The sequence below is a fragment of the Serratia sp. CoH_134_PS_4 genome (assembly GCF_058190535.1).
In genome coordinates this window covers 24,325-38,543 of sequence record NZ_JBXWKI010000015.1, presented here as the reverse complement: position 1 = coordinate 38,543, position 14,219 = coordinate 24,325, and the positions used below count along the sequence as shown (strand labels likewise).

Annotated in this window: 13 protein-coding genes; 8 read left to right on the top strand and 5 right to left on the bottom strand. The window is 53.2% G+C overall.

Features of this window, described 5'->3' with window-relative positions:
• Positions 1–62: 62 nt before the first annotated feature.
• Entirely contained in the window at positions 63–1,523 is a 1,461-nt protein-coding gene (gene pepD, locus AC2FCQ_RS20195) for a beta-Ala-His dipeptidase (RefSeq protein ID WP_404760217.1), read from the bottom strand.
• 324 nt (positions 1,524–1,847) lie between these two features.
• Between pepD and gpt the strand changes: the two genes are divergently transcribed.
• The 6 genes from gpt to AC2FCQ_RS20165 all read left to right on the top strand — a co-directional run bounded on the left by gpt (position 1,848) and on the right by AC2FCQ_RS20165 (position 7,753).
• Positions 1,848–2,306: a xanthine phosphoribosyltransferase gene (gene gpt / locus AC2FCQ_RS20190; RefSeq protein WP_209636750.1), complete on the top strand. Its 459-nt coding sequence runs from the start codon at positions 1,848–1,850 to the stop codon at positions 2,304–2,306.
• Positions 2,307–2,531: 225 nt separating this feature from the next.
• Entirely contained in the window at positions 2,532–3,779 is a 1,248-nt protein-coding gene (frsA, locus tag AC2FCQ_RS20185) for an esterase FrsA (RefSeq protein WP_209636748.1), read from the top strand.
• A 60-nt stretch (positions 3,780–3,839) separates the two neighbouring features.
• Positions 3,840–4,241, top strand: a complete 402-nt coding sequence (gene crl, locus AC2FCQ_RS20180; RefSeq protein WP_209636745.1) for a sigma factor-binding protein Crl — start codon at positions 3,840–3,842, stop codon at positions 4,239–4,241.
• Between the two features lie 115 nt (positions 4,242–4,356).
• Complete coding sequence (gene proB / locus AC2FCQ_RS20175; protein ID WP_182824943.1) at positions 4,357–5,460, top strand: glutamate 5-kinase; 1,104 nt, start codon at positions 4,357–4,359, stop codon at positions 5,458–5,460.
• Positions 5,461–5,469: 9 nt separating this feature from the next.
• Entirely contained in the window at positions 5,470–6,723 is a 1,254-nt protein-coding gene (proA, locus tag AC2FCQ_RS20170; protein WP_490308944.1) for a glutamate-5-semialdehyde dehydrogenase, read from the top strand.
• Positions 6,724–7,012: 289 nt separating this feature from the next.
• The gene (locus tag AC2FCQ_RS20165) at positions 7,013–7,753 is read left to right on the top strand and encodes a hypothetical protein (protein WP_490308946.1); all 741 of its coding nucleotides are present in this window, start codon (positions 7,013–7,015) and stop codon (positions 7,751–7,753) included.
• Between the two features lie 522 nt (positions 7,754–8,275).
• Here AC2FCQ_RS20165 and AC2FCQ_RS20160 read toward each other — a convergent pair.
• The gene (locus tag AC2FCQ_RS20160; RefSeq protein WP_490308947.1) at positions 8,276–8,521 is read right to left on the bottom strand and encodes a helix-turn-helix domain-containing protein; all 246 of its coding nucleotides are present in this window, start codon (positions 8,519–8,521) and stop codon (positions 8,276–8,278) included.
• Positions 8,522–8,625: 104 nt separating this feature from the next.
• Between AC2FCQ_RS20160 and AC2FCQ_RS20155 the strand changes: the two genes are divergently transcribed.
• Positions 8,626–8,850, top strand: a complete 225-nt coding sequence (locus AC2FCQ_RS20155; RefSeq protein WP_265554887.1) for a helix-turn-helix domain-containing protein — start codon at positions 8,626–8,628, stop codon at positions 8,848–8,850.
• 122 nt (positions 8,851–8,972) lie between these two features.
• On the opposite strand, the gene AC2FCQ_RS20150 is transcribed toward AC2FCQ_RS20155, so the two are convergent.
• The 3 genes from AC2FCQ_RS20150 to AC2FCQ_RS20140 form a co-directional block, all read right to left on the bottom strand.
• On the bottom strand, positions 8,973–9,512 hold the full coding sequence (locus AC2FCQ_RS20150) for a hypothetical protein (protein ID WP_209636736.1): 540 nt from the start codon (positions 9,510–9,512) through the stop codon (positions 8,973–8,975).
• A gap of 538 nt (positions 9,513–10,050) precedes the next feature.
• Complete coding sequence (gene cybB / locus AC2FCQ_RS20145; RefSeq protein WP_209636924.1) at positions 10,051–10,575, bottom strand: cytochrome b561; 525 nt, start codon at positions 10,573–10,575, stop codon at positions 10,051–10,053.
• 118 nt (positions 10,576–10,693) lie between these two features.
• Positions 10,694–12,292, bottom strand: coding sequence for an ABC transporter substrate-binding protein (locus AC2FCQ_RS20140; RefSeq protein WP_490308948.1), 1,599 nt, complete (start codon positions 12,290–12,292; stop codon positions 10,694–10,696).
• Between the two features lie 500 nt (positions 12,293–12,792).
• Between AC2FCQ_RS20140 and AC2FCQ_RS20135 the strand changes: the two genes are divergently transcribed.
• A complete protein-coding gene (locus AC2FCQ_RS20135) occupies positions 12,793–14,139 on the top strand; it encodes a condensation domain-containing protein (protein WP_490308949.1) in 1,347 nt (448 codons plus the stop codon).
• Positions 14,140–14,219: the final 80 nt, after the last annotated feature.

Here is a 14,219-nt window from a genome sequence, read left to right as displayed (position 1 = left end):
GATTGCGCCTTTATGTAAACGGCTCGGTCATTTTTGGGGTTCAGCGTGCCGAACCCGGCAGATTACGCGCGCTCCGGGATAGCCTTCAACAGTGCGGTCAGCAGCTTCCAGTACAGGCCCACGCTTTCGATATGCACTTGTTCATCCGGCGAGTGTGGCCCGGTAATGGTTGGCCCAATTGATACCATATCCATATTTGGATACGGCTTTTTGAACAGGCCGCATTCCAGACCGGCGTGGATCACCATGATGTTTGGCGTCTTGTTAAACAGATCCTGGTAGATCTCACGCACCAGGTGCATGACCGGTGAGTCAGCATCTGGCTGCCAGCCCGGGTAGCCCCCTTTTGGTGCCACTTTGGCGTTAGCCAATTGGCCCAGAGCGGTCAGCATACCCACCACATAATCTTTGCCACTGTCGATCAGTGAACGGATCAGGCAGATGATTTCTGCTTCGCTGTCGTTGGTGGTGACCACGCCCACGTTCAATGAGGTTTCTACCACGCCTTTGACCGCGTCGCTCATGCGGATCACGCCGTTTGGCGTGCCATTAAGCAGCGCGACGAAACGCTGTTGGCAGTCGGCGGTCATTGCCTGAGATGCACTGGTGGTTGGCTCCAACAGCACGGTAATGTTTTTCTCTTTCGCGGCCAGTTCGTTTTGCAAGGTTGCCAGAAACGCCTGGGTCAGCGCTTTCAAGGCATCGGCTTTTTCGGCCGGTACGGCAACCACTGCAGAGGCTTCACGCGGGATAGCATTGCGCAGGGTACCGCCGTTCAGATCCAGCAGGCGCAGGCTCAACTCAGCGGTATGATCAAACAGGAAGCGTGCCAGCAGTTTGTTGGCGTTGCCCAGACCCACGTGGATATCGGCACCGGAGTGACCGCCTTTCAGGCCCTTGATCGTCAGCTTCAGGGTCTGATAACCGGCAGGTACGGCTTCGCGCTGCAGTGGCAGGGTGGTGATGAAATCAATACCACCGGCGCAGCCCATGTAGATCTCGCCTTCTTCTTCGGAGTCGGTGTTGATCAGGATATCCGCTTGCAGCCAGTTAGCTTGCAGCCCGAACGCGCCGTCCATACCGGCTTCTTCGGTCATGGTCAGCAGCACTTCCAGCGGGCCGTGCTCAACGCTGTCGTCGGCCAGCACTGCCAGGGCAGAAGCCATACCGATACCGTTGTCGGCACCCAGCGTGGTACCGCGTGCTTTAATCCACTCGCCGTCAATGTACGGCTGAATCGGATCCTTGGTGAAGTCGTGCACCGTGTCGTTATTCTTCTGTGGCACCATATCCAGGTGCGCCTGCAGGGCGACGGGCTTGCGGTTTTCCATGCCTTTGGTGGCAGGTTTACGCAGCAGAATGTTGCCTACATGGTCACGTTCGGCGTGCAGGTGTTTCTCTTTCGCCCACTCGAGGATGTGCTGTGCCAGCGCTTCTTCATGATAAGAAGGATGCGGAATAGAGCAGATTTTGGCAAAAATATCCCACAGCGGCTGTGGTGAAAGTTGAGACAATTCAGACACTATAAGTCTCCTGTAACAGCATTCTCGGCAAGGCGGGAATGCCGCTCGGTTAGGGTTAGGGGCATCTGTGCGGCTTTGGCACGATCTCCAGAGAATATCACTTTATTCCGGACGGTGCCCGTACCGTATTGCGCTGTTTAAGCGCTTGATCACACTCGTTTGACGCGTCATTGCTCATTTATTCAGCATCAATCACCAGACGAATTACTTATGAATTCCACGGTTCAACTGGTATTTGGTGCGCCCAGTCTTTATAATCTCGCGCAACCTTTTTTCCCCTGATTACTGAGTAAGCCGCACCACTGCTGGCTGGGACACCATTCTATGAGCGAAAAATACGTTGTTACCTGGGATATGCTGCAAATGCAAGCGCGCAAACTGGCTCACCGCCTGCTGCCTGCTGACCAATGGACAGGCATTATTGCCGTAAGCCGCGGCGGCCTGGTGCCGGCAGCCTTACTGGCCCGTGAGTTGGGTATTCGGCACGTGGATACCGTCTGCATTTCCAGCTATGACCATGACAACCAACGCGAAATGAAAGTGCTCAAGCGTGCGGAAGGCGACGGCGAAGGCTTTATCGTGATCGACGATCTGGTGGATACCGGCGGCACCGCGAAAGCGATCCGTGATATGTACCCGAAAGCGCATTTCGTCACCATCTTCGCCAAGCCGGCGGGTCGCCCACTGGTGGATGACTATGTGGTTGATATCCCGCAAGACACCTGGATCGAACAGCCATGGGACATGGCGGTGACCTTCGTGCCACCGATCGGCGGCCGTTAAGTTCGCCACACTGATTCGTGAAAACGCCCGGCTCTGCCGGGCGTTTTTGTTTCTGAATTCGCCACTGGGCCATGGGGTGTGCATCAAGGCAGCAAGCGAGCGGGGCCGACACAGATGTCGCTTCAAGTATGACGGGTATATCGCGCCAGAGTTCGGTACACTACCTCGAGTTAATTAGTAGGCTGTTTGCGGCCTACGGCCAGATTTACGGAGGCTGTTGTTACCATGGCACAGGCCAACCTTTCTGAAATCCTGTTTAAACCCTCATTTAAGCACCCAGAGACCTCGACACTGGTCATGCGTGCGCGCAACAAAGTCAGTGCAGAGCTGCATTCCACGCTAGAAGGCAATACCGTCAGTAACTGGTATCGCATGCTTAACCCCCTACTGTGGACCTGGCGCGGTGTCGATCCGATCGAGATCAACGAAGTGCTGGCGCGCATTGCGGTCGCAGATGTGGAACACACCAACGACAAGTGGCTCGATACCGTGGTCGGTTACCGTAACGGCAACTGGATCTACGAGTGGGTACACCAGGGCATGCGCTGGCAGCAGAGCGCGCTGGAACAGCAAGATCCCCTGATCGGTGGGCAGCACTGGCTGAACGCCGCCAATTTTTACAGCATCGCCGGTTACCCGCACCTGAAAGGGGATGAGCTGGCCGAACAGGCTGAAGCGCTATCTTGCCGGGCCTACGAAGAGGCCGCGCTGTTACTGCCGTACCAGTTGAAAGAGCTGGAGTTCCGCATTGAGGGCGGCAGCAGTATCACCGGGTTCCTGCATATGCCAGAGAAAGGCGAAGCGCCGTTCCCAACGGTACTGATGTGCGGCAGTTTGGACACGTTACAGACCGATTATCACCGCTTTTTCCGCGACTATCTGGCACCGCATGGCATTGCCATGCTGACCATTGATATGCCTTCTATCGGTTCTTCTTATAAGTGGAAACTCACGCAAGATTCCAGCTTCCTGCACCAGCAGGTGCTCACTCAACTGGCCTCGGTGCCGTGGGTTGATCATCAGCGGGTGACGGCGTTTGGCTTCCGTTTCGGCGCCAACGTCGCCGTCCGTCTTGCCTACCTGGAGCCGCAGCGGCTGCGGGGTGTGGCTTGTCTGGGGCCGGTGGTGCACCGCTTGTTGTGCGACATCAACACGCAGCGACACGTGCCGGATATGTATATGGACGTGCTGGCCAGCCGCATGGGCATGGCCAACGCGTCGGATAACGTGTTGAAGATTGAGCTGAACAGTTATTCGCTGAAAACCCAGGGATTGTTGGGCCGCCGCTGTCCGACGCCGATGTTGGCCGGTTACTGGGATCAAGATCCCCTCAGCCCGAAAGAGGAAGCGCAACTGATCGCGTCGTCTTCTATGGACGGCAAGCTGATCGCCATACCGCGCGCGCCTGTCTACAGCAGTTTCCACAAGGCATTGCTACAGATGACACATTGGATGAAAGATAAAATGCGTTAAATAGTTGCTAAATTTTAACAATTTGTTAAAAAGAGTGGTCTACATTGAGGAGGTTAAAGAATGACGTTACCGAGTGGTCACCCTAAAAGCCGACTAATGAAACGTTTCGCCAGCTTGGGGCCGTATCTGCGTGAAGGGCAGTGTGAGAACGACCGTTTTTTCTTTGATTGTTTAGCCGTTTGCGTCAATGTTAAGCCCGCACCAGAGAAACGCGAGTTTTGGGGCTGGTGGATCGAACTGCATGCTGAAGATACGCGCTTCACCTATGCCTATCAGTTCGGCCTGTTTGATAAAGAAGGGCATTGGACGCCGGAAAAGATTAAAGATACTGAAGTCAAAACCAAGCTGGAAACTACCCTGCGTGATTTCCACCGCCGCCTGGGCGAACTGCTGAACACAATGGAACTGACGTTAGAGCCCGCCGCTGATTTCAAAGAAAAACTGATTAAACTTTCCGCCTGACCCCGTTTGACCACAAGTATTCTGCTGATTTCGCGTTGTGCCTGTTGGCATAACGCGTCTCTCCTGTTACAAAGTCCCTAGTATTATTCTTCTCATCTTATACGGCAGAAACACTATGAACGGCAGCCAGACACTGGTTGTGAAATTGGGCACCAGCGTGTTGACCGGCGGATCGCTGCGTCTTAACCGTGCCCATATTGTCGAACTGGTACGCCAGTGCGCACAACAGCATGCAGCGGGTCACCGCATCGTTATCGTGACTTCCGGCGCGATTGCCGCCGGGCGCGAGCATTTGGGTTACCCCGAACTCCCCGCCACTATCGCCTCCAAGCAGCTGCTGGCGGCGGTTGGGCAGAGCCGGTTGATCCAACTTTGGGAACAACTGTTTTCTATTTACGGTATCCACGTCGGGCAGATGCTGCTGACGCGTGCCGATCTGGAAGACCGTGAACGCTTCCTCAACGCACGCGACACCATGACGGCGCTGCTGGACAACCGTATCGTGCCGGTAATCAATGAGAATGACGCGGTCGCGACCGCAGAAATCAAGGTGGGCGACAACGATAATCTGTCGGCATTGGCGGCGATCCTCGCCGGGGCCGATAAGCTGTTGTTGCTGACCGATCAGCAGGGGTTATACACCGCAGACCCACGTAACAACCCGCAGGCGGAGCTCATCCGTGAAGTGCACGGCATCGACGACGCACTGCGCGCCATCGCTGGCGACAGCGTTTCCGGCCTGGGTACCGGCGGTATGGGGACCAAACTGCAAGCCGCTGACGTGGCCTGCCGCGCCGGTATCGACGTGATCATCGCCGCCGGCAGCAAGCCAGGCGTCGTGGGCGACGTGATTGAAGGCAAACCGGTGGGCACGCGTTTCCATGCGCTGGAAACCCCGCTGGAAAACCGCAAACGTTGGATCTTTGGTGCACCACCGGCCGGCGAGATCACCGTAGACGACGGTGCCGTCGACGCCATTATGGCGCGTGGCAGTTCGCTGCTGCCGAAGGGCATCCGCGAAGTTAAAGGCGATTTCTCCCGTGGTGAAGTGATCCGCATTCGCAACCTGGCGGGGCGCGATCTGGCGCACGGCGTCAGCCGCTACAACAGCGACGCGATGCGCATGATTGCCGGACATCACTCACAGGAAATCAGCGAAATTCTCGGTTATGAATACGGCCCGGTGGCAGTGCACCGCGACGATATGATAGTCAGTTAAGGAGTGAGCATGCTAGAGCAAATGGGGAAGGCCGCCAAACAGGCTTCCTGGCAACTGGCGGTGCTGAGCACGGCGAAGAAAAATCAGGTGTTGTCGGTGATTGCCGACAGACTGGAAGCCGAAAGCGAAGTGATTTTACAGGCTAATGAACAGGACATGGCACAGGCACGCGCTAGCGGGATGACCGAAGCGCTGCTTGATCGCCTGTTGCTGACCCCGGCGCGGCTGGCGGCGATCGCCAACGACGTGCGCCAGGTGTGCCGTTTGAACGACCCGGTCGGCCACGTATTGGACGGCAGCCTGCTGGACAGCGGGCTGAAGCTGGAGCGTCGCCGCGTGCCGCTTGGCGTGATTGGCGTGATTTATGAAGCGCGGCCGAATGTCACCATTGACGTCGCCAGCCTGTGCCTGAAAACCGGTAACGCGGTGATCCTGCGCGGCGGTAAAGAAACGCACCACACCAACCAGGCGACGGTGAAAGTGATCCAGCAGGCGCTGGAACAGTGCGGCCTGCCAGCCGCGGCGGTGCAGGCAATTGAAAGCCCGGATCGCGCGTTGGTGAATGAACTGCTGCGTCTGGATCGCTACGTCGATATGCTGATCCCTCGCGGCGGCGCGGGCCTGCACAAGCTGTGCCGCGAACAGTCGACGATTCCGGTGATCACCGGCGGTATCGGTGTTTGCCATACCTACGTTGACGACAGCGTTGATTTCGATAAAGCCTTGACGGTGATCGAAAACGCCAAAATCCAACGTCCAAGCGCCTGTAACTCGCTGGAGACGCTGCTGGTGAACCGCAATATCGCTGCAGAGTTCCTGCCGGCGCTGAGCGCCCGAATGGCGGCGGTCGGCGTCACTCTCCATGCCGCAGAGAACGCCATGCCGCTGTTGCAAGACGGCCCGGCAACGGTGGTGGCGGTAGCGGCGGAAGATTACGACGACGAATGGCTATCGCTGGACCTGAACGTGGCGCTGGTGGATGACATCGATCAGGCCATCGACCATATCCGTACCCACGGCACCAGCCACTCCGACGCGATCCTCACCCGCTCACTGAGCAGCGCCGAGCACTTTGTACGTGCGGTGGACTCCAGCGCGGTATACGTCAACGCCAGCACCCGCTTCACCGACGGCGGCCAGTTTGGCCTGGGCGCAGAAGTGGCCGTCAGCACCCAGAAACTGCATGCCCGCGGCCCAATGGGCCTGGACGCACTGACCACCTATAAGTGGATCGGTTATGGCGACGATTTGGTTCGCAGTTAACGTTAGGTTCGGTGTTTAGGTTTAATGTAGGGGCGCAGCATGCTGCGCCCTTTTTGTATCGGGTTCATACCGGAATTGGCATCGTTTCAGGCTCAAAGAAACCTACTCTGACAGTCGGCTTTGTGCCAGGAGCAGACATTAATGATTTGGAAATGACCAGATTAGCATGCACAATAATTAGGCTTGCCGAGTAAAAATCATGAATGATTTTATCGAGAGATTACCTGATAATTTTGACTGAAGAATGTAAAAGCAGTACATGTTGTCTATAGGTGGAAAGAGGCATTCAATGATCAATAATATTTGCATTAGTCTGTATGGTTCAATTGAAGACATCTGCAAACAGCAACTTGTTAATGCAGGTTTCAAAGTTCCTAAAGAAACTACTGACGGCTACTTATCTCTCCTTTTGAACATGAATAAAAGGCTTATTGAACCACGTAAAAGGAATGTGCATTTTCACAGCACCTTGATTGTTCCGGAAAAAAACATAAATGGCTTTGCTTTGCTCATTAATAAAATGCAATGTGGGAGCAACATTAACGGCTATCAAAGTCATCATTTGGAAAGAGCTAATTTCAATGATGATTTTTTGAATGATTTCGGCTTACATCATTTCCATCTTGGTGAAACAACTCAAAAGACTGGAAAGCATAAGCGCTACATTGAAAGAACTGGCAATACTATTTTTGCAAAGGTTGATCAGGACGACATTTATTTATTAGGAGTGTTCGGTCATAACAGTGAAGAAAAACAATTCATCTATTCTGATGAACAGCTGCTCAAGTCCTTATACGATGAGTGGCCACATCTCCTTGAACAGTGTCGAGTTAGAGGTGTGACAGGGCAGACATTATCCCCGGAAGAGCGAAATGCCTTGCGAAGTAGCGGTGCCAATGTGATTACGGCCCTTAGTGATGACATTGCAATTATGTCTCCCGGTGGGGGGTACATGGCAAATAAAATGAGTACTTATGTTTCCATAGAAATGATACATCTATACCGTACAGTTTCGCTGCTTAAAAAATAATTATTCGAGATTCAAGAACAGCACTATCCATTTGATGCCGATTTCAAAGTGATAACTTTCGGTCACGATGAGCTAAGTTTATTTTGCGATAAAAACTTTTTTTTTACAAAAATACAGATATTAGATGGCAATCATAAAACCATGAGTTTAGCACCTGGGTATGGGCCAGTTTACACTCATGGCTTCGTGCGAGGTAAAACGACTAAGCTATATGTTGCATTAATTGAAGCGCTAAATACTACTGCGAGCAGAAATTATCTACATCCATTTCCGTCACTATATATACGACATTTATGAATATTAAATTTTAAATTTAACCAAAGTATGAATTTAAGGCATTAATTTCGAATCACAGATGTGCCTGATATCCGCACGAATTTCCTTAAGGAGTCTTTGGCATGCGGATTAGGTTACCTTTAAAGTGAACTTCCGCTCCTCGCTCGTAGCGGCCGAAGTCCTATGAGCGGGTAGTCCAACTATTTACGCATTTGTAATATGAAAATTGTAGGTTCGATTAAAACATTACAACGAATGAATTCGCCCACCAATCCGTTCCATAACCGCTCCAGCATCCACCCCAAGCAGCCTGGCGATAAGAGCAAACTCCACCACATCCAGCTTGCGTTCGCCGTTCTCAACCTTGGCGATAAAGGACTGCGGGCGGCCCAGCGCTTCGGCCAGCTTGGCCTGAGTTATGCCTTTTTCTATACGAGCATCCCGAAGTATTTTTATAACTAATTGATACTCGGTTGAATAAACTGAAGTCATGGCGTTTTCCGCGAGTGATATCCCAAAATCGAATATCTGCCATTGCTGCAATTATCCCAAAACGGGATAATTAAGCCATCAGATAACCAGGAGGATTAAGCATGATGGATAAACGTGATTGGCACCCAGCGGACGTGATTGCTGCTTTAAAGAAGAAGGGAACAACGTTGTCAGCAGTGTCCAGAGAGGCGGGACTGGCTTCCTCCACTTTGGGCAATGCACTGGCGCGGCATTGGCCGAAGGGTGAGCGATTGATTGGCGAGGCTTTGAATCTGTCACCTGCGGAGATATGGCCTTCAAGATACACTGAACCTGTGCACAGGGATTGAGCAGGGCGAGCATTTTGCATCAAAGCTCGGCAAAGTTTAGCGATGATAACAGTAGATACAAATATGGGGGCTGGACAGTAAACACCACCCACGCCCCCATTATTACCCATCAATATCCCACGCTATTTCTTAACCATAAGATGCTTGCGTTCTTCTTTGCTCATCGCTTTGTTTGAGCTGGAAATAACGCAGTTATATTCTTTGCCTTTATTAATAATCATAAAGGTGCTGACGGGGTTTTTAAAATCTTTGCCGATGGTGAAATAAACATAGTCCTGCGGTAAAGCGCTGGGTTTAAAGGCACCAAACGCATAAACCCCTTCCAGACCCAGTGCCGATAAATCAATCGTCAATTCCATCGGCTGCGTGGCCATTGGGGACGGCAGCATAGATTTTGCGGACATCATCATAGAGCTGGGGTTAACGGTGTATTCGCTGGTGACTTTCATGCCGACATACTTGGATGTGGGCATCGAAAGCTCTTTCATACAGGCGGCATCGTGCTTGGGTGCAGGGCTGCCATTTTCTTGTACGGCATGAACGTGTTCCAGGGTGACCGTCTCTTTGCCGGTCACCGGTTGTTTGCTGTCTGCTGCCTGTGCCATACCAACCATAGTGATGGCGGCAACTGTCGGTAGAATAATGCCAGTCATTACTTTCATTACTTTTCTCCTGACTTTTTATGAATGGAAAGCCCTATTAACTTTCCTGTGTGTGTAGTCGGTGGGATCTAATTAATAAAGTCATAGGCAGCACTCTGTCGTCTCATATAGATATGAGAAATGACGAGTTAACCCGAAAATTAACTGGCGTTTTTAAGCTGTATAAAATGAATGTTGTTTTAACGTTGTCGGCCAGTTGGCTGGCATATTCGTTGTATGAATAACCTTAGTCAAAATCTGGAATAGATACAACTCGACATATAAGAATTTTTTATCTTGAATTTAAGGTCGAGTTGGCGGGTTGATATAACTCATTTTCTTACAGAGGGTTATGTTTTTCTACGGTAAATTTATCAGCCCTGTTTGCCTGCAATCAGGTCTTCCTCTAATTAATGAGGCTATTTATTATTTCAATTGATATGTATGCATGTGGTTATTATTGCTTTGATTATTTTCTTACCTGGAATAGGCGCTCTGTAATAAACAGCCCTTTAACCAAGGGTCTATCAGCCGCAGGGCGGTTTATTAACATTTGATATTAGCGCTTATTTAACCACGGCAGCATCCGCACCAGCGCGTTGTCCTTCACGATGTAGTGATGGAACAGCGCAGCGGCGGCATGCAGCCCAATCAGCCAGTAGCCAAAAGAGGCGAGCGTCTTGTGCCAGCCGATGATAGCCCGCGCCTGCGGGCGGTCGGCAACGTCGGCAAAGGGCATTGGCAAACCGAATAGAAACCACTCTTTACCGCCCAGATAGCGGGAATAGACACCCAGAACCGGCAGTGTCAGCAGTAAGAGGTAAATCAGGCTATGCACCAAATGAGCCGCGCCGGTTTGCCATTTTGCCGGTTTAGGGGCAATAGCGGGGCTGGTGTGGCGCCAGCGCAGGAACAGGCGGGCGATCATCAAGACAAAGACCGTTACGCCGCAACTGAAGTGGGTCACGACCAGCACGTACCATAACGGGGTGCCTGGCAGGGTAAAACCTCTCAGCTCAATCGTTGTGCAGGTCACGACCAGCAGGATCGCCACCAACCAGTGCAGGCGGATCTGCATTGGCATATAAGAGTTCTGCACCGGGTTACCTTTTGATGTTAAATCGTCTAGCTGCTGAGAGTAACGAAATGTTACAGGCGAGGAAAGCGCCGGATGCGAATTTCATCCGGCGCGGCAGTCACACTCAGTTTACCTTGGCTTTGGCAAAGTCACTGCCGTTAACGTCAACCACATAACCGCTAACGTTGCTGCGGGTGGCGTAGAACACCTTGCCGTTAGCCAGTGGCAGCAGCGGAGCCTGTTGGGCAAAAATCACCTGCGCTTGCTGATAAAGCTTGGCGCGTTCGGCAGAGACGCTGACCTGAATCGCCTGCTGGATCAGTTTGTCATAGCTGCTGTCGCACCAGCGGGCCGCGTTGGCACCGGTTTGCACGCCAGCGCAGTTGAGCAGGGTAGCGAAGTTATCCGGATCGCCGTTATCCGACATCCAGCCGTACAGGGCGCTCTGTTGTTCCCCTTTGCGCAGCCCGGCCAGGTACTGGCCCCACTCCCAGGTGACGATTTTGGCTTTCACACCCACTTTCGCCCAGTCGTTTTGGATCATCTGGGCAATTCGCCGTGAATTAGGGTTGTAAGGTCGCGCCACCGGCATCGACCAGATGTCGGTCTCAAACCCTTTCTCCAAACCGGCCTGCTTCAGCAGTTCACGGGCTTTTTCCGGGTTGTAAGCGTATTCAGGCAGTTTGTCGTTATAGCCCAGCATGCCCGGCGGCAATATCGAATAGGCCGGTGTGCCGCTGTCTTTAAATACCGCAGCCACAATCGCCTTTTTGTCTACCGCGTAGCTCAGCGCCTGGCGCACCAGCACGTTATCAAACGGCTTCTTCTGGGTATTGAACGCCAGATAGCCGACGTTCAGGCCGTCGATACTGTTCAACTGCAGGTTTTTGTCGCTCTTGATGGCGTCAAATTGCTCCGCCAGCGGAGCAGGGATGATCTGGCACTCGTTGGTTTTCAGCTTGGCCAACCGGGTTTCCGGGTTGGGTGTAATGGAAAAAATCAGGTGCTTGCTGGCCACTTCGCCCTGCCAGTAATGGGGGTTGGCGATGTAGCGGATCAGTGAGTCCTGTTTGTACTGTTGCAGTGCGAACGGACCGGTGCCGATAGGCCAGTTATCGACATTTTCCGGCGTGCCTTTTTTCAGCATGGCGTCGGCATATTCGGCGGAAAGGATCGACGCAAAATCCATTGTCCAGTCAGCCAGGAACGCGGCGTTAGGCTGGCTCAGCGTAAAGCGCACGTGGTCGTTATCCACTGCCTCGACCTTGGTGATCAACGTGTCCAGCCCGGTGTCGGTAAAGTACTCGTAGTTGCCGCCGGATACCTTGTGATACGGATTATTGGGGTCTTTTTGACGCATCACGGTGAACACGACGTCCTCGGCGTTGAAGTCACGCGTGGGGGTGAAGAACTTGTTGCTGTTGAATTTCACGCCTTTACGCAGCGTAAAGGTGTAGGTTTTGCCATCCGGGCTGATGGTCCACTCGGTCGCCAGTGAGGGCGCCGGGGTTTTATCGCTTTCACGCAATGTCAGCAGGCGGTTGTACAACACCTGCGACGTCGCGATAAAGGTGGTCCCAGAGCTGGAAAGCTGCGGGTTGAATGATTCCGGTGAGGCCACGGTGCAATAGACCAGAGTATCCGTGGCGGCCAGTGCGCTGCCCGCCGCCAACAAACCGGTTCCCGCCAATAACAGACCCACAGTGCTTTGTTTAAAATGCATAAAATGGATGGCTCCCTCAGGTTAATCGAGGACACTGCCGCCGCTGTGGCATTCAGGCAGCCCTCAATTTAAATATAAGTGATTGATCGCGAATATGGGAGCTAGCTGTCGATTGTTGTTTTTGTCACAGCATCCTCAACAGCGCTTTTCGGTATAGAGCCTTCCCCGTCAGGCAAATTTACAGTATGAACAGGTTGTTCTATATTCATGAAAATGATAATAAGTGTTATTATCATTTTCATTTGTAACCGAACCGAAACATCTTCTGTGCGTTGTCATGGCCTTGCAAAAGGCGGATGCGCCGTCCCGTTTTACGTGCGCCAGGGGGGCAAGCACGCAAACCACAATAAAAAGGATCACGCCAGGCAGCCTGTGTATAGGGCGGCAGGCCGTATCCGGTATTTACCCCGTATTGGCCGTTATTAGACGCAATCTGCGGCGGCGGGGTTTTGGCTTCCGTTGTTTCAACATTTGTTTATGGCTTATCAAAGGTAGGTAACATGTCGGAAACTGTTTTGGCTACAGAATGGCTGCCGCTGACACCGGCTCAGTTAGACTTCTGGGAAGAGTTTACTTTGCATCCCGGGCAGCCGTTTTCCACCGTCGCCCATGCCACTGAGTTACGCGGAGCGGTAGACGAGATAGCGCTGTGCCGGGCGATTACCCTCACGCTTGCCGAAACGCAGGCATTCGCACTGCGCTTTAATGCGGGTATTGGCAACCGTCCGCCGCAGCAGCGTTATGATCCTTCCTGGGCACCGGCGTTGAATTGTATCGACCTGCAAGAGCAACCCGATCCCTACCTATCCGCGATGCGCTTGATCCAGGCGGATATTGGGCAACCGATGGATCTGTGCAATCGGCCGCTGGCGGCAATGTGGTTAATCAAACTGGGGCCGTCGCGCTTTATCTGGTTCGTTCGTGCGCACCATATCGTCATCGATGGATTCGGCATGGCGCTGATCGAACACCGCTGCGCCGCGCTGTATGCACACTTCCTTGGCAAGGGTGCGGCAGGGCAAGCATTGGGGGCGTTCGACACCTTCCAACGTCATGAGCTGGCCTATGCCACGTCTGAACGCTGCACTAAGGATCGTCTTTTTTGGCAGCGTTATTTACCGCCGTCACAGACGTTACCCACGGTACGCAAAGGCGGCAGGGAATATGGCGTGAAATGTCTGAGCACCAGCACGGCGCTGCCGGGCGAGATCTCACAGCGGCTGCGTGGGTTATCGGAACGTAGCGGCATCGGCTGGCCCGATTTGCTGCTGGCACTGTCCGCCGCCTGGCTGTTCTTTACCTTACCGCCGCTACCGCACGATAAGGGCGATACGCGCACCATGTGGATGCCGGTAATGAACCGTCGTAGTAGCAAGGCGACCAGTACACCAGCACTGGCGGTCAATACACTGCCGTTTTTGGTGTCGCTGCGCGTGGAAGAGACTCTCGGGCATTTTCTTTCCAACCTGGCGCAGACCTTGCGTGAGCTACGCAGCCACGCCGGTTATCGCCTGCGGCAGATCGCCGCCGATCGTGGCGTGACGCCGGCTTCGCGTCTGTTTATTTCCCCGTTTATCAACGTTCAGCCGTTTGATCCTGCGGGTTTCAGCGGGTGCAACAGCACACGCAAGGTATTGGCGGGTGGCTCGGGTGACGGCGCTAATCTGACCTTCCGCGGGCGCACCGATGCCGACGATTTACATCTGGATATTGATATCTACGTGCAGCAGTTCCCTGGCATTGGGGTTGCTGACTACGGTAACGCCCTGCAGGATTTTTTACTGCGAGCATTGCGGGAAGAAGCGTTGGAGACCGCGGTGGGTGAACTGATGGCGGTGCCCGCCTGAGGGGGAATAACCCGGCGTAATAGCGCAACCGGTAGGGGTCGAACACGTTCGACCCGATTTGCCTTTGTGAGCGGGCGCAG